General features: G+C 69.1%; 17 protein-coding genes. 5 read left to right on the top strand and 12 right to left on the bottom strand.

Features of this window, described 5'->3' with window-relative positions:
- Positions 1–55: 55 nt before the first annotated feature.
- From WYM_RS19070 to WYM_RS03670, 6 genes are all read right to left on the bottom strand, one after another.
- A complete protein-coding gene (locus WYM_RS19070; RefSeq protein ID WP_237739287.1) occupies positions 56–2587 on the bottom strand; it encodes a hypothetical protein in 2532 nt (843 codons plus the stop codon).
- Between the two features lie 819 nt (positions 2588–3406).
- Positions 3407–4534, bottom strand: a complete 1128-nt coding sequence (locus WYM_RS03690; RefSeq protein ID WP_019179482.1) for a glycosyltransferase — start codon at positions 4532–4534, stop codon at positions 3407–3409.
- A gap of 1 nt (position 4535) precedes the next feature.
- Positions 4536–6002, bottom strand: coding sequence for an LCP family protein (locus WYM_RS03685; RefSeq protein ID WP_192813704.1), 1467 nt, complete (start codon positions 6000–6002; stop codon positions 4536–4538).
- A 5-nt stretch (positions 6003–6007) separates the two neighbouring features.
- Entirely contained in the window at positions 6008–6475 is a 468-nt protein-coding gene (gene purE / locus WYM_RS03680) for a 5-(carboxyamino)imidazole ribonucleotide mutase (protein WP_026059523.1), read from the bottom strand.
- A gap of 218 nt (positions 6476–6693) precedes the next feature.
- Complete coding sequence (locus WYM_RS03675; RefSeq protein ID WP_019179479.1) at positions 6694–7830, bottom strand: 5-(carboxyamino)imidazole ribonucleotide synthase; 1137 nt, start codon at positions 7828–7830, stop codon at positions 6694–6696.
- Between the two features lie 63 nt (positions 7831–7893).
- Complete coding sequence (locus tag WYM_RS03670; RefSeq protein ID WP_026059522.1) at positions 7894–8478, bottom strand: PH domain-containing protein; 585 nt, start codon at positions 8476–8478, stop codon at positions 7894–7896.
- 178 nt (positions 8479–8656) lie between these two features.
- Here WYM_RS03670 and WYM_RS03665 point away from each other — a divergent pair, with 178 nt between their 5' ends.
- Positions 8657–9331, top strand: coding sequence for a hypothetical protein (locus tag WYM_RS03665; protein ID WP_019179477.1), 675 nt, complete (start codon positions 8657–8659; stop codon positions 9329–9331).
- Between the two features lie 96 nt (positions 9332–9427).
- Here WYM_RS03665 and WYM_RS03660 read toward each other — a convergent pair whose 3' ends face one another.
- Positions 9428–10225 carry a biotin--[acetyl-CoA-carboxylase] ligase gene (locus tag WYM_RS03660; RefSeq protein ID WP_026059521.1) on the bottom strand — a complete coding sequence of 266 codons (798 nt, stop codon included), beginning with the start codon at positions 10223–10225 and terminating at the stop codon, positions 9428–9430.
- Positions 10226–10429: 204 nt separating this feature from the next.
- On the opposite strand from WYM_RS03660, the gene WYM_RS03655 reads away from it, so the two are divergent.
- Positions 10430–12019, top strand: coding sequence for a carboxyl transferase domain-containing protein (locus tag WYM_RS03655; RefSeq protein ID WP_026059520.1), 1590 nt, complete (start codon positions 10430–10432; stop codon positions 12017–12019).
- A 28-nt stretch (positions 12020–12047) separates the two neighbouring features.
- Positions 12048–12278, top strand: a complete 231-nt coding sequence (locus WYM_RS03650) for an acyl-CoA carboxylase subunit epsilon (protein ID WP_019179474.1) — start codon at positions 12048–12050, stop codon at positions 12276–12278.
- Positions 12279–12634: 356 nt separating this feature from the next.
- Here WYM_RS03650 and WYM_RS03645 read toward each other — a convergent pair whose 3' ends face one another.
- Genes WYM_RS03645 through WYM_RS03630 form a run of 4 tightly spaced genes read right to left on the bottom strand, consistent with a single transcriptional unit; the run spans position 12635 to position 16996 of the window.
- Complete coding sequence (locus WYM_RS03645) at positions 12635–13684, bottom strand: hypothetical protein (protein ID WP_019179473.1); 1050 nt, start codon at positions 13682–13684, stop codon at positions 12635–12637.
- Entirely contained in the window at positions 13681–14955 is a 1275-nt protein-coding gene (locus tag WYM_RS03640; RefSeq protein WP_019179472.1) for an ATP-binding protein, read from the bottom strand. The genes WYM_RS03645 and WYM_RS03640 overlap by 4 nt, the downstream gene beginning before the upstream one ends.
- Complete coding sequence (locus WYM_RS03635; RefSeq protein ID WP_019179471.1) at positions 14936–15613, bottom strand: response regulator; 678 nt, start codon at positions 15611–15613, stop codon at positions 14936–14938. The genes WYM_RS03640 and WYM_RS03635 overlap by 20 nt, the downstream gene beginning before the upstream one ends.
- A gap of 9 nt (positions 15614–15622) precedes the next feature.
- Complete coding sequence (locus WYM_RS03630) at positions 15623–16996, bottom strand: class I SAM-dependent RNA methyltransferase (RefSeq protein WP_019179470.1); 1374 nt, start codon at positions 16994–16996, stop codon at positions 15623–15625.
- 147 nt (positions 16997–17143) lie between these two features.
- Between WYM_RS03630 and WYM_RS03625 the strand changes: the two genes are divergently transcribed.
- Both WYM_RS03625 and WYM_RS03620 read left to right on the top strand, forming a co-directional pair.
- Positions 17144–17824 (top strand): Maf family protein, encoded by a 681-nt coding sequence (locus WYM_RS03625; protein ID WP_019179469.1) that lies wholly within the window; start codon positions 17144–17146, stop codon positions 17822–17824.
- A 75-nt stretch (positions 17825–17899) separates the two neighbouring features.
- A complete protein-coding gene (locus WYM_RS03620; RefSeq protein WP_026059519.1) occupies positions 17900–19666 on the top strand; it encodes an acetyl/propionyl/methylcrotonyl-CoA carboxylase subunit alpha in 1767 nt (588 codons plus the stop codon).
- A 156-nt stretch (positions 19667–19822) separates the two neighbouring features.
- On the opposite strand, the gene WYM_RS03615 is transcribed toward WYM_RS03620, so the two are convergent.
- Positions 19823–20932, bottom strand: coding sequence for an alpha/beta hydrolase (locus WYM_RS03615; RefSeq protein ID WP_019179467.1), 1110 nt, complete (start codon positions 20930–20932; stop codon positions 19823–19825).
- Positions 20933–21080 lie beyond the last annotated feature (148 nt).

The following is a 21080-nucleotide window of genomic DNA, read 5'->3' as shown; positions in this document are numbered from 1 at the left end:
ATCCCGTCCGGCTCGACCGCCGCTCGACTCGGTATGTCTCAGCTGTTCCTCCCTCTCAGGGAACCGTGACGGTCTTGCATCCCAGCATCGAGTTATGCCGGGCGGTGTCATCCATCGCATAGACGCAGACCTGGTGCGATCCACGAGACGCGGAGATCGTCGCCGAGTATCCGTGGCTCACACCGTAAGCGGGGTGGGCCCGCGCAACGTCCGGTCGCGCGAGGCCTGCTGGCGACTCGTGCCGCACACCATCGACATAGATGTGGACGCCGATCGGATCGACCGTGTCGGGATCGATGGCCCAACCGGTTGCGGTGAGGGCTCCGTTCGAGGCTGAAAGGGCGTCGAAGCTGCCGAACGGTGGGCCGGTGACGCCGACGACTTTACTGCAGCCGAGGACGATGTTCGCGCCCGCCGTGTTCATGGCATACACGCAGATGTTCGACGAGCCGGCACCGATGGCGACAGTGGCATCAAATCCGTGGTTGGTGCCATAGTGCGGAAAGGCCGCCGCGACATCTGTTCTGTGCCCGGCTGCCGAGATCACGGTTCGAGCCCCACCGGCGTAGATATGAACGTCGATCGGCTGCGCGGTGTCGGGATCTATCGCCCAGCCCTGCACGGTGGCCTTCGTACCCACAACCGTGATCCGATCCACACTTCCGATCGGCTCGCGGCCCTCGTCCCGAGTCGCAACGGTCTTGCATCCGAGATTCGTGTCGGCACCGGCGGTGTTCACCGCCGTGACGCACACCGTCGACGGGCCGGGCGGGATGTCGAACTTCCGAGAGAACCCGTGATCGACCCCGTACCCGGGATGAGCGGCTCCGACGTCAGTACGCGCAACGTCCGCGGTGACGAGCGTGGTCGCCGAGTTCACGCTGATCTTGACGTCGATGGGCCGAGGCGTGTCAGGATCGATCGCCCACCCGGCCACAGTCGCGGTGCTCCCGGATACGACGACCGCCTCGAAGTTCCCGATCGGCACTCGCCCTTGATCAGCGGCCGTGACATCGCGGCATCCCAGATTCGTGTTCGAGCCACCGGCCGTGTCGATCGCGTACACACACACCGTCGAGTTGCCCGCCGGCAGGTCGATGCGCTCCGCGAACCCGTGCCCAGGGCCGTAAGGCGGATAGGCGACGCCGACGTCGGGGCGGCTTCGATTCGCGCTGTACTCACGGCCCGCGGCTCCCACATAGACATGGATCTTGAGTGGGCCCGCGGTATCGGGATCGATCGCCCAGCCGGCGATACTCGCTGTTGTGCCGACGACGGTCAGACTCTCCAGATTTCCGACCGGTTGACGGCCCGCGTCGGTTGCGGACGGTGCCATGACGCTTCGACAACCCAACGTGGTGTTCTCGCCTCGTCCGACGTTGATGGCGTAGAGGCAGAGGGTCTTCGCGTCGACGGGGACCGCGAGCTTTGCGGAGAAGCCGTGCCTCGTCCCATGTCGCGGGAAGTGCGGCGCGAGGTCCTTGCGCTCGGCATCTGCGAGAAGGGGCACACCCGCGCCGTCGGCATACGCGTGAACTTCGATCGAGCCGGAAGTATCGGGATCGATCGCCCATCCGCTGAACGCAACGGATCCCGACGAGATCGTCATCTGATCAATCGCTCCGACCGGCGCACCCGTGTACGCCGTCACCGTACGGCAGCCGAGCAGCTTGTTGCCCCCCGGGCCCACGTTGATCGCGTACGCACAGACGTTGGTCGCCCCAGGAGCGGACACGGGAATGCGCTGATCGAACCCGTGGCGGCTCCCAGCGGACGGGTAGGCGGAGCCGACATCCGGTCGATCCCGATCCGCCACGAAGGGGGTGCCCACGTCCCCGGCGTAGACATGAACCTCTATCGGATCCGCAGTATGCGGATCGATCGCCCAACCAGCGACACGCAGTTCTCCGGGGAGCGATTCGAGTATCTCGAGATTTCCAATCGGACTACCGGCGCTGCGAGTCGAGCCGAACCAGTCCGTGAACAGGCGCCAGAAGTTACGGTTGCCATACGAAGAGCATCCGTCGCCGGTGCCATACAGATTGTTGAGCGCGGCCGCGTTCGGGGTGTACGGCGTGTAGATGTACAGGCCGGCGGTGGCCTGGTTCTCGATGTACACCCGTGCCGAACCGCAATTCCGCGACGCCTCAGGGTGATACAGGATGTTGTTCCAACGCCCGGCTTGGTAGCCCCACGATGCCGGACTGAGTCGGTAGATCTCGTACTGTCGAGCCGCGTAGTACACCTGATAGAAGAATCCGGATGTAGCGGCATCACAGGGCGCCGTGTCCGGGCAGCCCTGTCCTGTTGCGGCTGAATACGCCCACGCCGATGGCGCCGTGCTTGTGACGAGCGATTGCTCCTTCTCCAGCAGAACCAAGAGCACCTGCTGGCTGATGCCACATGATCGAGCGACATTGTCGATGATCTGCGCAGCAGACTCGTTGGCTCGACCGGTATAGCCGTCGCAGTAGCGGTCGACCGGTCTGTTGTCGGTGTTCTGCCTGTAATCCTTCAGGCATGTGTATCCCGCCGAGCAACTGCGAACGCGCTGATTGAGGAAACCTTGGACACCGCCCGCATCCATCGCGTTCGAGTTGTAGAAGACCGCATCGTCGATGATGTTCCCGGCGTTCCACTCGGACGCGACGGCGGCCTGCGCTGGAGTGTTGGGGGCGACGGTGGCAGGAAGAGCCACGAGCAACGCTGCGGCCGTCGCGCAGGCAGCGAGCAGGGCAACCCGAGATCGAAGACTTCGGCGAGCGCTCATCGTGTGGGCTCCACGGTTCCGACCGCTGACTCGGCGCGCGTCGACGCGGATTCATACTTCACACGGAACTGCCACGGACTAGGGGCGCTGTCGAGAGGCTCGACGGTCATGAGCCCGCAGTAGGTCACCCCGTTGCCGGCGGTGCCTGCAACCGTTGCGGCGATGCCCTGGTCGACGAGTTCAAGAGTGCATGTTCCGTCCGACTCACTGACCTCCGGAATCATCGCGCTGACCTCCAGGCGGGAACCGATCACTTCCGCGGTCACGACCAGGACCTCTCCGTTGAACGGCGTGACTGGCGATGCCGACTCCGTGGGAATGGGAGCCGGAGTGCTCTCTGTCGGCGAGGGCGATGCCGACGGCGACGTGGCCGGCGTGGTGGCGCCGACGCTGGCGGTCGCAACCGGTGCCGGGGCCTGGGATGGAGTCGCGCAAGCGACGAGCGTGATGGCACTCGCGCAGATCAATCCCAGGACCCCGAGTCGAGCTCGAACGGATCTCCGCCAGGCGAGTTCAAGACTTTGCGCACGCAACACGTTGCCATCTTGAGGTGACGGGGGCGAAAACTTCCGTCTCCCACGCCGTCGCGGTCTGCCGAAAGTCGACGACGGTGACGAGGTGGCGCTCAGAGGCACGTCACAGCTCGGCGTGCAGCATCCACACCTTGTCAGCCGCCTCGCTCCACGAGAACACTCGCCCCCGGTCCCCGGCGAGCACTCCCAGCCGCTCGGCCGTCACGGTCGACGACAGCGCCCGCGCAAGCTCCGATCCCAACCCGTCCACGAGAGACGAGGAATCGGTCGCCTGAACCAGCACGCCCCCGTCGACGACGACCTCGTCGTGCACGGTCGAGTACGCCGCGATCAGCGGCACGCCCAGAGTGAGGGCATCGACGACCCGCCACGGGAACGCCGCTCGCCGCGACGGCGCCACGAACGCCACCGCCGCCCCGAACACCGCGGCCCGATCGGCCGGGTCCAGCGAGCCGCGAACGTGCAGCATCCGCTCGGGCACGCCTGCGGCGGACGCGAGCTCCGCGACAGCGGGCTCATGACCCTCCTCCACGTCGATCACGACAACGGGAAGATCGACCCCGGATGCCGCGACCGCCGCGAGACCGGCATCCAATCCCTCTGATGCCGACGCCCCGCCCGACAGCAGCACGAACCCTTCGGGCAGATCCATCGCTCGACGGCGGCCCACCTCGTCTCCGGGGACCTCGAAGTGCAGCGGTGACGCACCCGCGATCACTCGGATCCGGTCGCTGAGCGCGGGTGCGATCTCGCGCAGATGGCCGGCCAGCGAGTGGGTGGGGACCACGATCGCATCAGCGTGCTTGATCGCCCGCTTCAGCATGGCTTTGTGCCAGCCCACGACCGAACGAGGCAGCTCGTTCGGCGACTCCCACGGTCGGAAGTCCCAGAGGGTCACCACCGTCTGGTCGTTCTCATGCACGCGATCGTGCTTCACGAGCGGCGCGAACAGGGACGGCGAGTGGATCATGCCGCCGCCGATGCCGGTGCCCACGCCGAGTTGGAACGCCGCAGACAGCTCGCGCCGCGCGAGGGCCGTGCGACGCAATCCGGTGAGACCCGGAACGGCGGCCACGACATCCTCGCCGCCCGCCGGCGCTATCGCCTCCACCTCGCACCCCGAAGGTGCGCCCGCGACCAGAGCCCGGGCGAGCTCGCGCGACGCCTCGGCGAGTTCCGGCTCGGTCGGCGCCACCAGCTGATCCAGCATGACGCGCAGTGTGGCGACCACGTCAGCCCTCCGGCGATGGGGTCGGCGTCGGCGGGTGCAGTGCTGTGCGCACCAGCTCCTGGATATACGTGTAGTCCGGGTTGTACTCGTCGATACCGCCCTCGGGAGTGAGCTCGATCGTCGTCACGGGATGCTCCCTCGCCTTCAACGCCAGCTCCGCGAGGAACGGCACGAGTGACTGCGGCAGGTCGGTCTCGACGATGTCGGTGCCCGCCGCGGCGATCTCCTGGAAGCGGGTCAAGACCGTCTGCGGCGTGAACTGCGCCAGCATCGCCTGCTGAAGCACGCGCTGGCGCTCCATGCGATCGAAGTCGCTCGTCGTGTAGCGGGAGCGGGCGTACCACTGGGCGGTGTCTCCGTCCATGTGCTGCGGGCCTGCCTCGATCCATCCCGTCGCCCACTCGTCGACCGGCTGACCGGAGTACACCGGGCCGCCGCCCTTCGGCAGGCGCTCGGCGACGTTGATGTCGACGCCTCCCAGCGCATCGATCAGCGAGGCGAACCCGTGCATGTCGATGAAGACGTAGTACGGGATCTCGATCCCGAGGATCCCCTCGGCAGCGTCCTTCGTCGCCTCGATGCCCGGCGCGGAGCCGTTCGCGACGGCATCCGGATACACGGCGCTGCCGTCCTGACACACCTCGACCTCGGTGCGGAGCTGGTTGATGCCGCTCCCCCAGCCGCAGTCCGGGTCGGCGTGGCCCTCGTGTCCGTTCGGGTAGCGGTCCTGCATCGGACCGGCTGCGAAGGGGAAGTTCGGCATGTCACGCGGGATGCCGGTGATCGTGGTCGCACCCGTGGTCGCGTTGACCGAGACCACAGAGATGCTGTCGAACCGCATCGAGTCGCGGCCCTCTCCGCTGTCTGCCCCGAGCAGCAGGATGTTGTAGTACCCCTCGGACGGCGGCACGGAGGGCCCGCTCACGCCGAAGATGGCACCGAGGGTGGCGCGGGTCGTGCCGGCGACGTTCGCCGCGTAGGCAGCTGTGCCACCCGCGACGACGAGGAGAACGACGGCCAGGCTGGCGATGCCGAATCTCGCAGCGGGGCCCGTCTTGACCAGGCGGACGAGCCGCAGAGTGTCGACGGTGAGGACGCTCCAGAGAACGGCATACGCGACGAGCAGACCTTGCGCGATTAGGAGGGGAAGCTGACGTACGAGGCTCAGCCATTCCGGCAGCCATGCGCCGGTGATGATGCTCAGCCCCGCGGTCGGGGCGAGCAGTGCGAACAGGATCGTGACGACGACCAGGGTCCACAGCAGCAGGGTGGAGCCGAGTCCCAGGCGTCCGAGCCGATGATTGCCCGCGAGTGCCTGCGCCGATCCGGGCATCACGAAGTTCAGCAGCACGAGCCACCACCCGCGCTTCGTCATAAGAGCTCGCGATGAGGCGTCCGGATACCGCATGGGTCGCTCTTCGACGACGCGCGACCGCGGAGGTCGAACGGATGACGGCGGTGCGCTCATGACGGTCACAGCGATTCCTTGAGCCGCCGATTCTTCTCCTCGACCTGCCCCTCGAGCGTGCGCGCGTACTCCTCGACGCGATCGGCCACGGCGGGGTCTGACGCTCCGAGGATGCGCGCCGCAAGCAGTCCGGCGTTCTTCGCGCCGTTGATCGACACCGTTGCGACCGGGATTCCGGCCGGCATCTGAACGATGCTCAGCAACGAATCCATGCCGTCGAGGGTCGCGAGCTGTACCGGCACGCCGATCACGGGGAGGGCCGTGACGGATGCCAGCATCCCCGGCAGGTGCGCCGCGCCGCCGGCACCCGCGATGATGGCCCTCAATCCGCGTGCTCGCGCCTCACGGCCGTAGCGCATGAGCTTGTCGGGCGTGCGGTGCGCCGAGACGACCTCGACCTCGTGCGGGATCCCGAAGTCGGTCAGCGCCTGCGACGCATCGCTCATGACCCGCCAGTCCGAATCGGACCCCATCACGACGCCGATCAGCGGCGCGTCGGAGGAGTGCAGCGGCGGCGAGCTCGTGGGGGTCTCAGACACCCGTCAAGGCTAGGGCGCGTGCCTGGAAGATCCCCGCAACGGCGCGGCCCTTCGACAAGCTCAGGGACCGAGGATGGCTCAGGGACCGAGGACGGCTCAGGGACGAGCGCGGCTCAGGGACGGCGGGCGGCTCAGGGACCCCAGCCCCCGTGTCAGTCGAGGAAGAAGGATGCCGCGGCGCGCGCCTGATACGCGACCTCGTCGAGGTCGTCGCCGACCGCGGTGACGTGGCCGACCTTGCGCCCCGGTCGCGGCGCCTTGCCGTAGGTGTGGATCTTCGCGGCGGGGTGCTCCGTCATGGCGGCGGAGAATCGTTCGCCGAGCGAGCCTTCGGCGGGTCCGCCGAGCACGTTCACCATGACCGACCACTCCGACAGCGGCGACGGGTCGCCGAGCGGCAGGTCCAGCACCGCGCGGAGATGCTGCTCGAACTGGCTGGTGACGGCGCCGTCCTGGCTCCAGTGACCACTGTTGTGCGGGCGCATGGCCAGCTCGTTCACGAGCAGGCGCTCATCGGTCGTCTCGAACAGCTCGACCGCGAGCATCCCGGTCACCCCGAGCCCCTCGGCGATGGCCACGCCGATCTGCGCGGCGACCTGCTGGAGCCGTTCGTTCCCGTGCGGTGCCGGTGCGATGACCTCGGCGCAGACGCCGTTCCGCTGCACCGTCTCGACGACGGGGTACGCGCGCACCATCCCGGACGGGCGGCGGGCGACCTGCTGAGCGAGCTCGCGAGAGAAGTCGACGAGCTCCTCGACGAGGAGTGCACCGCCGCGCGCGTCTTCGGCGAGCGTCGCGAACCAGTCCTCGGCCTCGACGCCTGCCGATACGACGCGCACGCCTTTGCCGTCGTATCCGCCGCGCGGCGTCTTGACCACCGCGCGGCCGCCCTGCTGATCGATGAAGGCCTGCAGCTCGTCGACGGTCTCCACCGACGCCCACGCGGGCTGCGGCATCCCCAGCTCCTGCAGCCTGGCACGCATGAGCAGCTTGTCCTGCGCGAACCGGAGCGCGTCAGGACCCGGGTGCACCGCGACGCCCGCGTCGACGAGCGTGGCGAGGACGTCCTGCGGCACGTGCTCGTGGTCGAACGTGATCACGTCGACGTCGCGCGCAAAGGCCAGCACCGTTTCGGCGTCGCGATAGTCGCCCACGGCGGTGGCGGCGAGGGATGCCGACATCCCCTCCTCCTCGGCGAGCACCCGCAGCTCGACGCCGAGTTCCACGGCCGGTGCGATCATCATGCGGGCGAGCTGCCCGCCACCGACGACTCCAACACGCAGCGACATACCGCTTCCCCTCTCGATGGGCCGCTTCCATCATCCCGCACTCCGGCGGCGGCCACGGCCGGGCTACGGCGCCGGCGGAAGCGGCGGGACGGGGGGCGCGGCGTTCGCGGTCGGAGGCAGCGCCTGCCCGTCGCGGTGCGCGAGGATCTGATTGACCTCGACCTGATCGACGAGCGCTTCGTGGACGAGCTCGACGCTCGGGATGTTCGTGAGCCGAAGCGGAGCATCGACGCCGTTGGTCAGGGTGATGGTTCCGGTACGCCAGATGCGCTGCAGAGGGCCCCGACGCACCTGCACGGTATAGCCGCGGACGTGCTGAAGCTCGCGACGGCGCACAGCCAGGACACCACCCCGCTCGATGACCCGACGCGTCGTGATCGTGTAGATGTGCGCCCACCAGCGGAGGAACGGCAGCAGGACGAGGAACACGACGACCACGCCCGCGGCGGTCAGCAGCATCCAGTCTTCGAGAGGCGCGGGCAGGTTGCCGAAGAAGTAGCCGGCAGCTCCCGCCACCCCGATGAGCACGATCGCCGACCACGTCAGCCGGCGGGCATGCGCACGGAACCGCGCCACGAGCAGCTCAGGCGTCGGCGCCCCCGGCGCCGGCGCCATCGGCCTGCCGCCGTAGGTACTCGGCTGCGTCATGCACCCATTGTGGGCGGCGTCTGCGACACCGCCGACCTGCCACGCCATGGAACGTCATGTGTCACGCCAAGCGGCGAGGAGCGCGGAGCGAGCGTGCCCAGCACCGGCCGACGATAACCCGCTCGCCCGAGCACGGACGGAGGTCATGTCTACGCACTCCAGGACGTAGGTTGGATCGATGCGCGCTCGCCCGATGCTCACGTCGATCCTGTTGATTCCGTTCCTGCTCACGGGGTGCGCGGGAGCCGCCTCGAGCGACCCGACGAGCACCGCCGCCGCGCCGACGATTCGGCCGCTGCCCGATCCTGCTCCCACACCCCTGGATTCGGACACTTCGGCTGATGAGCTCGTCGTCACCCTCGACGCGATCGAGTACACGCATGACGGCCGCACGGATGTCTTCACTTTGGATCAGGCCGAGTCGCTCGTTGCGCTGATCGAGGAACTCACGGGTCAGCCCCCGGCTCGAGAAGACATCGAGGACCCGAGGGGCAACGGCGACCTTTTCGGCACCTCTTTCACATGGGCGGATGTCACCGTCGCGAGTTTCGACGGGGGTCCGACGTCAGTGACGTTCCTCAGTCCAGCGGTGGGCGACGCAGACGTGATCACCGCCGAGGGGATCAAAGTCGGCTCGACCCGTGCCGAGGTGATCGCAGCGGGCGGCTGGGGCGAGGGGGACAGCGACGGCGACGGCGTCGTCGACACCGTCAATCTCGGCATGCGAGCAGTTCCGGGAACGGATTCGCTCAGCAGGCCCGGAGAAGTCGGTGCCGAATTCATCGGCCTCTCGCTCACCGGCGATGAAGTCGACCGTATGTGGACGCCCTCCAACGACTTCACCGATCTGTGATGGCCGCGCTCTGACGGCCCCGACTGGGGCCGCGTCGAGGGGATGCCGTCGCACCCGGGCCGACGGGTGTACGCCGCGAATCCGAAACGACCCGGCTCAGCGAACGTGCACGACGTCGCCGGCCGAGACGGCCGACTCGAACTCGGACTCCTGCTCGACGACGAGCCGGCCGTCCGCGTCGATGCGCGTCGCACGCCCCCGCAGGGTTTCGCCATCGGGCAGCGAGACGGCGACGTCGCTGCCGATGGTGCTGCACAGCGACTCGATGTCGGCGAGCAGTCCGGCGGCGACCGCGTTCCCGCGGGCGCCGATGAGCACGCCGAGCATCTCGTCGAGCGCACCGAGGTAGTCGGCGAGCAGTCGGTCCTCGTCGCACTCGAGGCCCACTGCCTCGAACGATGTGGCGGTGGCGACCGGAAGATCGGTGCGCGGCATCCGAGTGTTGACTCCCGAGCCGATGACGACGACGTCCGGGTGCCCCGGCACGACCTCGGCGAGGATGCCGCACACTTTTCCGGCATCGAGGAGGACGTCGTTCGGCCACTTGAGCGCCACCGAATGACCGCTCGGCGGCACCTGTTCTCGGATCGCCCGGGTCATGGCGGCGCCGGCGATCAGCGGAATCCATCCGCGCGACTCATTGGGGACGGCCGACACGCGCACGACGGTCGAGACGGCGAGCGCGGTTCCCGGCGGCGTGACCCACGTGCGGTCGAGGCGACCCCGGCCGGCACGCTGATCGGTGGTGAGCAGCACCGAGAGGTGCGGCCAGTCCTCGGGCGACTCGACGATGTGGCGGACGACGTCGGCGTTGGTCGATTCGGTGGTCTCGACGACCTGCACGCGCGGGCTGACGGCGGCGGTGCGGGGATATCCGTGCTCGGGGATCGGCATGTCCGACACGCTACCCGCGAGCGGCGGGCCGCGGCATCCGTCCCTTCGACAGGCTCAGGGACCGGAGAGGAGCGCTCACGGAACGGAGAGGAGCGCGCACGGAAATGGAGAGGAGTACTCAGGGACGGCATCGACAGCGGATGCCGCGGCCCCTTGTGCGAACCCTCCAACGGATGGCGGGGACCCGCCGATAGGGTGGAATCCGTGACCGATCAGCCCGACCTCTTCACGACCGCCGGCAAGATCGCCGACCTCCGCGCCCGCTATCAAGAGGCCGTCCTCGACGCCGAGACGGTTGCCAAGCAGAAGCAGCACGCGAAGGGCAAGGGCACGGCGCGCGAGCGCATCGAGCAGCTCGTCGATCCCGGCAGCTTCGTCGAGCTCGACGAGTACGTGCGGCACCGCACGACCGCCTTCGGCATGGACCGCTCCCGCCCCTACGGCGACTCCGTCGTCACCGGCGTCGGCACGATCCACGGTCGCACCGTCGCGGTGTACTCGCAGGACTTCTCGACGTTCGGCGGATCGCTGGGCGAGGTCGCGGGCGAGAAGATCATCAAGGTCATGGAGTTCGCGCTGCGCTCCGGCATCCCGATCGTGGGAATCCTCGACTCGGGTGGCGCGCGCATCCAGGAGGGCGTCGTCGCGCTCGGCAAGTACGGCGAGATCTTCCGCCTGAACACGCAGGCGTCCGGCGTGATCCCGCAGATCTCCATCATCATGGGACCGGCAGCGGGCGGCGCGGTGTACTCCCCCGCCCTCACCGACTTCGTCGTCATGGTCGACAAGACGAGCCAGATGTTCGTCACCGGCCCCGATGTGATCAAGACCGTCACCGGCGAGGACGTCGGGATGGAAGAGCTCGGGGGCGCGTACACGCACAACACCCGCTCCGGCGTCGCGCACTACCTCGCCGAGGACGAGGACGACGCGATCGACTACGTCCGCACGATGCTCGGCTTCCTTCCCGACAACAACCTCGCCGAGCTGCCCGTCTACGAGACGGAGTTCGAGTTCGAGACGACGGATGCCGATCGGGCCCTGAATGCGATCATCCCCGACTCGCCGAATCAGCCGTACGACATCCACCAGGTGATCCGCGGGATCGTCGATGCCGAAGACTTCCTCGAGGTGCAGCCGCTGTTCGCGCCGAACATCGTGATCGGCTTCGGACGCGTCGAAGGGCGCAGCGTCGGGATCATCGCCAACCAGCCGTCGCAGATGGCCGGCACCCTGAACATCGAGGCCGGCGAGAAGGCCAGTCGCTTCGTGCGCTTCTGCGACGCGTTCTCGCTCCCGATCGTCACGCTGGTCGACGTTCCCGGATACCTCCCGGGCACCGACCAGGAGTGGACCGGCGTGATTCGCCGCGGCGCGAAGCTGCTGTACGCCTACGCCGAGGCTACCGTGCCGCTGGTCACGGTGATCCTGCGCAAGGCCTATGGCGGTGCCTACATCGTCATGGGCTCCAAGCAGCTCGGCGCCGACATCAACCTCGCCTGGCCGACGGCCGAGATCGCCGTCATGGGCGGTCAGGGCGCGGTCAACATCCTCTACCGCGGCGAGATCAAGCGGGCCGAAGAAGCCGGTGAGGACGTCGCCGCGGTGCGCACGCGCCTGGCCAACGAGTACACGTACAACGTGGCGTCTCCCTTCCTCGCCGCCGAGCGGGGCGAGCTCGACGGCATCATCGAGCCGGCGCAGACGCGGGTCTCCATCGCGAAGGCTCTGCGCGCCCTTCGCGGCAAGCGCGCGAGCCTGCCGCCCAAGAAGCACGGGAACATCCCGCTGTGATCGGCCGCCTGGACAGCGGGGCAGGCCTGTGACGCTCGCGGATGACGAGGCCGAGCACGTCGCGATCGACGTGCGGCGCGGCGCGCCCTCCGAGGTGGAGCTCGCGGCGCTCATCGCCGTCGTGACCGAGGCGTACACCGGCGAGGCCGCCGAGGCGGTGGCCGACGATCGTCGCGAGCGAAGCGCCTGGTCGGTCTCGCAGCGAGCCCTGCGCGAGCCCCTGCGCCGCGACCTCGGCTGGGGCGGATCGCGCTTCTGACCCTCTTGGCGGAGGACGAATCATAGGACACTCTTGTCCCCCGAAATACCTACAGACGCCGCGCTTGCATCCCGGCGATACTTGAACCGCTGGAACGCTTCTGCGTTCGGCTGATCCGACCTCCGCTCTGCGGACTACCCGGATTCGGCCACGCGGACGGTTTTCGGGTAACCGTCCGCTAGGCGAGGGGCGGGCGGCTTCGCCGCCCCTCGCCTCTTTCGATTCCGTCCTCCGTCCGACTTCCCCTCCCCCTGTCGGACGGGGGACGAGATTTGTCTGCGAGCGGATGCCGCGCGGCCTGGTGCGATGGACGTGCATCATCGATCGGCCGGCGCGCCGGACCGCGGAAGAACCGGTCAGGCCCGGCCGGGGTGCGCGATCTCGCGCCACAGGTCCACGGCGTCCTCGTCGCTGGGAGCGCCGACCGAAGGTGAACGGCCCACGACCGTGACGGCGACGCGCGCATCGGGTGACGTGCGGATGTAGAGACGGTCCGACGTCGCCGCGCGCAGAGTCTCGGCGAGCTGGACGCGGATCAGGGAGAGGGTCTCGTCGTCGAGGTCGTCCAGACCGCCCTCGTCCAGCACCGTGACGTTCGCGCCGCGCCGGCGAGCCCGCTCGAGCTCGGCGCGCACGTCGTCGTCGAGAAGGCGCGGGCCGCGCATCTCGTCGCGCAGCCGTCCTTCGGCGAGCCGTGCCTCGAGGCGATCCTCGTCCGAGAGATCGCCGGCTTGCGCAACCGTGCGGGTGAGCACCGGTCCGGCGACGGCGAGCGCCTTCTGAACCTGGATCCGCCGCTCCCGCTGGCGCACGATCTGAGAGGTCTGCCACGCGGATGCCGCACGCTGGAGCCGCGTGAGGCGGGACGTGTCACGCGCCGCACGGTCGACGGAGAACGCCACGAGCTGCGCCACGACGAGCCACACCAGAGACCCCAGGAGGCCGAGGCCGATGGCGTCTCCTGCGCCCATCCACGCCATCGACGCGATGGCGAGAAGCACGAAGCCGACCCAGGCGGTGATCGGCCGGCGCCTGACCATCACGATCACCATGAGCGCGCCCATCCCGCCGATGTACCAGGTGCCGAACGAAGCAGTGCGGTTTTCGGGCCCGACCGCCCACGAGATGGCGCTCGGCACCGAGGCCGCGCAGACGAGGGCGAGCACCTGCGCGAAGACGGGCAGTCTCCGCGTGTGCCGCGGCGCGTCGCCGACGGGCTGTTCAGGCGAAGGCTCGGCCGCCGAGTCGCGGAAGATGCAGAACCACGTGACGCCGAGGTAGAACAGCAGCGCCGCGATGATGACGAGTGGCTGCTGGACGTTGCCGGTCCACGAGAGCCCGCGGGCGGCGAGATAGGCGGTGAAGGCGAGAGCGAGCACCGTCAGGATCTTCTTGACACTGATCACGGACCCACTCCGATCACCGAGGACTCGCCGCGCCAGGTGAGGCGGACGGTGGTTCCCTGGGGCCCCGTCTCGAGATCGGCCGATCCACCGACGGCGGCGACGCGTGCGACGATCGAAGCGCGGATGCCGAGACGGTCGTCGGGGACCGCTTCGAGGTCGAAGCCCTCACCCGCGTCGTGCACCTCCACGCGCACGCGATCCTGTGTGGCGACCACCGCGACGCCGAGGCCCGCTCCGCCGGCGTGCTGCAGCGCATTGGCGATCGCCTGTGTCGTGGCCAGGGCGAGGGCACGGGCGATGCGGCCGGGTATGGGCCCGCTGTCGGCCGAGATCTCACGGTGGACCTCGATGTCGGCGCCGAGCTCGGCTGCGGCGGTCTCGATGTCGTCCGCGAGCTGGGAGGGCTTGCGCGGCTCGTCGGGGCCTTCGTGCGCGTCCTGCTCTGTGTTCGCCAGGCGGGTGAGCGCCTCGCGCGCCATCGTCGCAGCCAGGGCACGTTCCCGGGGCGTCGTCGCCCGCTCTGCGGCGATCAGAGCGGCCAGCACGCTGTCGTGCATCAGAGCCGCGACCGCCACACGCTCCTGCTCGGCGGCATCGTCAGCGGCGGCCCGGGCGTAGGACGAGACCGCCCGTCCACGCGTCTCGTCGACGTTCTCGGCCACCGACCGCAGCATCCAGCCGAGCGCCACGAGGACGCCGCCCAGGATGAGGGCGAACGACACGTCCAGCCCGACGGCGAACCAGTAGTCGGGCGCGAAGCCGCCCTGCACCAGCCGCACGAAGTAGAACAGCAGCGGCGCGAGGATCGTGAAGCCGATCTGGACGGGAAGGGGGAACGCGAGGACGGCCGCGAGCGTCGCGAGGTTCACGAGGAACCAGATCCACGGCTCGGGCAGCGGCGTCGGCTCGATGCCTGCAGTGGCGAAGGGCCACGCGGCGAGCGCCAGCAGGTAAACGCACGCGAAGATCCCGGAGGTGACCTTGACCGCTCGCCCGAAGGCACAGGCGAGCAGCATGACGGCGAGGGCGCCGAACACGACGATCATGAGCGGGAGCCGCCATTCCGGCCGCTCGGCGGTGGATGCCAGCGCCGCGAGGAAAGACTGCGTCCCGATCAGGACGGAACCCGACGCGGCGGCGATCGAGATGATCCGCTCGACGCGAGAACGGGTGAACGATCCGGTGCTCGATGTCGCTTCGCGCGAGCGCGGAATCTGCGCCCACGCGGTGTCGAGCACCGCGCTCTGACCGTCAGCGGCCACGCGCGACATCCCCCGCGTCCGCCGCCGATTCAGCCAGCAGTCCGTCCTCCATCGCGCGACGCAGAAGATCCACCTTCGTCGGCGCGGGACGACCCACCTCGACGTACTTCACACGCACGCGCGTGATGTTTTCCTTGGCCGTCGAGTACGCCACGCCGAGCCTCTCGGCCACGACCTTCAGCGGAAGGCCGGCGGCGTAGAGGCGCAGCACGTCGCGCTCGCGGGCCGACAGCTGCGCGTCGGCGAACTCGCGGTCGCCCTCGACCGCGCTCGCCCATTCGACGTTGTTCAGCGGCTCGCCCTGGGCCACCGTGCGAATCGCTGCGATGACGTCGTCGATGGGCGAGGACTTGCTCACCACGCCGGCGGCTCCCGCCGCGAGCGCCTCGCGCACCGCCGCAGGGCGGTCGGCGACGCTGTGGATGATCACGCTCGAACCGTCCACGACCAGGCGTCGCACGTTCTCGGTGACCGTCGTGCCGTCGCCCAGGGTCAGATCGAGCACGACCACGTCGGCGGGCGCGGCCGACGTCGACGTGCGCCACGACAGGTACTCGGTCACGGTGCTGCCCGAGAAGACGACCTTCTTGGTCGCCGCCCGCGCACAGGCAGCAGCCAGTCCGAGTCGAACCGACTCGTGGTCGTCGATGAGGGCCACGCGCGTCATGCCGCCAGCCTAGCCACGTGCGCCGTGCCGGGTGAGGACGGCCACGGCCTCGACGTGGTGCGAATTCGGGAAGATGTCGAAGGCGTCGATCGACGCAGGCTCGTACCCGCCGTCACGGAACGTCGAGAGGTCGCGCGCGAGCGCGACGGGATCGCACGCCACATACACGACGGTCGCCGGCGCCAGCTCCGTGATGCGTTCGACGACCTCGCGACCGGCTCCCGCACGCGGCGGGTCGAGAAGGACGACACCGCGTCCGAGACGCTCGCGTTCGGTGACGGATGCCTCGTCCGCGAGTTTCGCCAGCCACCGGTCGACGCGCCCGGTCTCGGCGCGTGCGCCGACCCACTCGGCGAGGTTCTCACCGGCGTGCTCGGTGGCGCGGGAATCGGACTCGACGGTCGTCACGCGCGTCGACGGACCGCCGAGATCCCCGAGGGTGGCGGCGAAGAGTCCGACGCCGCCGTAGAGGTCGAGGTGCCAGGCGTCAGGGTCGATGACCGGTCCATACCCTGTTCCGTGAGCCTGTCCAAGGCTGCGCAGTCTCGACGAGACGACAGACGTCAGGCGGTGTGCCGCCAGGCGGTGGACCTGCCAGAATCCGCCGGCATCGACGCGGAACTCCCGTCCGCCGACGCGCTCGATGACCACCTCGGCCGTGGGCGCCGGTGCGGCGGGGCCCGACTTCGCCGGCCTGCCGCGACGACGCGGGCGCGCAGCATCCGCTCGCCGCTCCGGCCGCGGCAGCACGCGCACGCGGCCGTCCGTGGGCTGGATCAGGTCGATGCGGCCCGGCTGGTGACCCCGCAGGGCAAGGGCGGCCTGTTCCACCGCGGCCGTGGCGAGAGGGTGGCCGTCGACCTCTATCACGCGGTGACTGCGCGCCGCATACGGTCCGACGCGCCCGGCATCGTCGACGTGCAGGCTCAGACGCGTGCGCCACCGTGTCCCGTCCGGCGTCTCGTCGTCGGGGACCTCGGCAGCGTCCGACAGGGCGGGCCCCGCGGTCGCCATGGTGGCTGCGGGCTCGGCGATGCCGCCGAAGCGCTCCAGTGCGTCGAGCAGCACCCGGAGTTTGAGTTCTCGCTGATGCGCGAGTGCGATGTGGCCGAAGTCCGCTCCGCCCGGACGCTGCTCGGGAGCGAAATCGACGTCGGCCTGACGCCACACGTGCGGCTGACGGTGCGGTGAGGCGTCGAGCACCTCGACCGTCTCGGCCCGCCAGAACGACTTCTTGCTCGCATCGGTCACCCGCGCCCGCACCCGCTCACCCGGGATCGCGTCGGACACGAAGACGACGCGCCCCTCGTGACGGGCGACGAAGACGCCGCCGTGCGCCACGTCGGTGATCTCGAGGTCGATGGTCTCGCCGGGTTCGGTCACCTGAAGAGCTTAGGCCGCGCGCCGGAGCCCAACTCCTGAAGAAAGCGCGTGGTCGGCGACGAGACCTGCCGAATCTCGCACGAAGCTCTGACCTCGACGCCGGTTGTTCAGGAGTTCGGCGCGCGAGGGCGTCGATACCCTGTCCACATGCGCGTGTGCCTCGCCTCGACGTCCCCCGCCCGTCTGATGCTGCTGCAGCAGTTCGGCATCCGTCCCCTCACGATCGCCCCCGACGTCGATGAGGAAGCGGTCGTCGAGGCGGTCGAGGCGTCCGAGGGGCGGCGGCTGGCTCCCGACGAGCACGTGCTTCTTCTCGCCCGCCGCAAGGCCGCCGAGGTCGCGGCACGCCTGGCCGACGACATCCCTGCCTTCGACGGCATCGTGATCGGCGGCGACTCGATGTTCGAGCTCGACGGAGAGGTGCTCGGCAAGCCGTTCACTCCCGAGAACGCCGTCGCCCGCTGGCGTGCGATGCGCGGCCGGACCGGCGTGCTGCACTCCGGTCACGCCGTGGTGCGCCTCGAGCCCGGCCATGCTCCGCGCGAGGTGCACGCGACGGCGGCGGCATCCGTGGGGTTCGTCGACGACGTGACGGATGCCGAGATCGAGGCGTATGTGGCGACCGGGGAACCTCTGCACGTCGCCGGAGCGTTCACGGTCGACAGTCTCGGCGGCGCGTTCATCGACCGCGTCGACGGCGACCCCTCCACAGTCGTGGGCATGTCGGTCTCCACGCTGCGACGTCTGGTGCGGGAACTGGGCGTCGACTGGACGGCGCTGTGGCACACCACCGATCCCTCCCTGGACGGCACTCCGGAATTGTCGTAGGAACCCCACGTTTCTGGTCGGTTCTTGTATGAACCGGTCAAAAGCCCGATGGACGCCGTCGGTAGGCTGGCCTTCATGCCCCAGATCGCCAAGGTTCTCGTTGCCAACCGCGGCGAGATCGCCGTCCGCGTCATCCGCGCCGCTCGCGATGCGGGCAAGGCGTCCGTCGCCGTCTACGCCGACCAGGACCGCGACGCGATGCACGCGCGGCTCGCCGACGAGGCCTACGCGCTCGACGGCTCGACCAGCGCCGACACCTATCTGTCGATCGACAAGATCCTCTCGATCGCGCGTCGGTCCGGCGCCGATGCGGTTCACCCGGGCTACGGGTTCCTCGCCGAGAACGCCGAGTTCGCGCGCGCGGTGATCACGGCGGGAATGATCTGGATCGGCCCCAGCCCTGAGGCCATCGAGGCCCTCGGCGACAAGGTCACCGCCCGCAGCGTCGCCGAGAAGGTGGGGGCGCCGCTCGCCCCGGGAACCCCCGGCCCGGTGTCGGGCGCTGACGAAGTCGTCGCGTTCGCGCAGGAGGTCGGCCTTCCGATCGCCATCAAGGCGGCGTACGGCGGCGGCGGACGCGGCCTCAAGGTCGCCCGCACCCTCGACGAGGTCCCCGAGCTGTTCGAGTCGGCCACGCGCGAGGCGATCACCGCCTTCGGCCGCGGCGAGTGCTTCGTCGAGAAGTACCTCGACAAGCCGCGTCACGTCGAGACGCAGTGCCTGGCCGATGCCGCGGGCAACGTCGTCGTCATCTCGACCCGCGACTGCTCGCTGCAGCGCCGGCATCAGAAGCTCGTCGAAGAGGCGCCCGCTCCGTTCCTCAGCGACGAGCAGAACAGGACGCTGTACGACGCGTCGAAGGCGATTCTCAAGGAGGTCGGCTACGTCGGCGCGGGCACCTGCGAGTTCCTGATCGGCGCCGACGGCACGATCTCGTTCCTCGAAGTCAACACCCGTCTGCAGGTCGAGCATCCCGTCTCGGAGGAGATCACGGGCGTCGACCTGGTGCGCGAGCAGTTCCGTCTCGCCGAGGGAGAAGAGCTCGGCTACGAAGACCCGGCCCCCGACGGGCACTCGATCGAGTTCCGCATCAATGGCGAGGACGCCGGCCGGGGCTTCCTCCCCCAGCCGGGTCCGATCCACGTGTTCAAGACGTTCGGCGGCCCCGGCATCCGCCTGGACTCCGGCGTGACCGCGGGCGACAGCGTCAGCGGCGCCTTCGACTCGCTGCTGGCGAAGATCATCGTCACCGGTCGCGACCGCGCCGAGGCCCTCGAGCGCGCCCGTCGTGCGCTCGACGAGTTCGAGGTCGCCGGGCTTCCGACCGTGCTGCCGTTCCATCGCAAGGTCGTGCGCGACCCCGCGTTCACGGCCGAGGATGGCCGGTTCGGCGTCTTCACGCGCTGGATCGAGACCGAGTTCGTCAACGACATCCCTGCCTGGGACGGCGAGCTCGAAGCACCCAAGCCTTCCGAGCACCGTCACACTGTGGTCGTCGAGGTGGCCGGCAAGCGCCTCGAGGTGAGTCTGCCCGACCGCGTCGTCTCGGCCCCCGGCACGACCGGCCGCCCGGTGGCCGTGCCCCCGTCGCGCCGCTCTCACGCGCCGACCGTCGTCGCCGGGGCATCCGGAGACGCGGTCAAGGCGCCGATGCAGGCCACCATCGTCAAGGTCGCCGTCGAGGACGGGCAGCAGGTCGTCAAGGGCGACCTCGTCGTCGTGCTCGAGGCGATGAAGATGGAGCAGCCGATCCAGGCGCACAAGGACGGTGTCATCGGCGGGATCAACGCCGACCCCGGCACGACCGTGTCGGCCGGCCACCAGCTGCTGACGATCAGCTGAGTCCAGTCGCGCCCAGCGCGGCCCGCGCAGACAGGTCAACCGGCCTCCGGCAGGAGGATCGAGGCCGCAAACTTCCTGTGGAACCGCGGGTCACCTGTTGAACGCTCCCGGAAGAGGCCTGATTTTCGGATGCCGGGGCCCGCGGCATCCGGGCCGTCAGAGGTGCGCCGACAGGAACGCCTTCGCCCTCTCGAACGAGATGTCGCCCTCGGGCTGCTGCACCCCCGGGAAGAAGTAGAAGCCGTGGGGCATGCCCTCGGGCCAATAGCCGTCCACCGTGCCGCCGCGCTCCGTTATCAGCCGGGCGAATTCGCGAGCTGAGTCGACGACCGGGTCGTGCGTGCCGGTCGCGATGAAGGTGGGCGGGTATTCGGTGAGGTCGGCGTAGATGGGGCTGGCGGCGGGTTCGGTCCACGGCGTGGTCGGCAGGTACGCCCCTCGGATGAAGCCGAAGAACGCACTGTCGTAGACGATGCCGCGCGGCGCCTGCTGTTGGAACGACGTCCAGCGCTCCTGGGCGAAGTCGACGAACGCGCCGAACATCAGCACCGCCCGCGGAGCCGCGAGCCCCCGAGCGCGCGCGGCGATCGGGAGGGCGGCGGCGAAGTTGGACCCGGCCGAATCTCCGGCCACAGCGATCCGCGCTGTGTCACCACCGATGCGGGCCGCATCTTCGAGGAGCCACTGGTAGACATCGGCCACGTCGTCGAGGGGCGTGGGAAACGGGAATTCCGGCGCCAGACGGTAGTTCGCCGACACGACGACGGCACCGCTGTCGAAGGCGAGCCGACGAGTGATGTAGTCCGTGTCCTCGGCTGACCCGACGGTGAATCCGCCGCCGTGCGCATAGAGGATGACGCGGAGGTCGGTGGCCGCTGGCTTCGATTGCGGTCGATAGACGAGGCATCGCGCCACGCCGTCGCGCACCGGCAGATACACCGTCGTGACGTCGACCTCGGGCACGGCGTCGGCCCCGGAGGGCGGGTCCAGTTCCGGATCCGGCTTCACGCGGTCCTGTCCGACGTACCCCGTGCGGACGGGGAGGATCATCATGTCCCGAAGGGCGACCGGCTGGCGGTTGTTGGCGATGACCCGATACGACGGCATCGCCGGGTCGTCCGGGTCGATGTAGCTCAGGCCGTCGATCTCCTGAACGACGGTGACGTCGTGCTGGCCTTCGGGGACTTCGAGGAGCGTGGGATCGACCACGGTGGCCGGTGCGGTCGAGTCGCGTGCTTCGGTGCGGGGGGCGGGGTTGATCGGCACGGCCGCACTCTACCGATTCGCCAAGGCGCGTTCGAGCTTCGCTCGAGCCTCGGCCTCGTCATCCGTCATGGCTCCACGGCCGGCCTGACGAACCCAGCCGCGCCGTCACCAGGAGAACCGGGCTTCGGCAGAAGGAGTCCGACCGCGT

This window comes from Microbacterium yannicii PS01, from assembly GCF_000304335.1.
In the GTDB taxonomy this organism is placed as follows: Bacteria; Actinomycetota; Actinomycetes; order Actinomycetales; family Microbacteriaceae; genus Microbacterium; species Microbacterium yannicii_A.
Note: the sequence above shows the minus strand (reverse complement) of the source record. Positions and strands in the feature narration are given on the sequence as shown.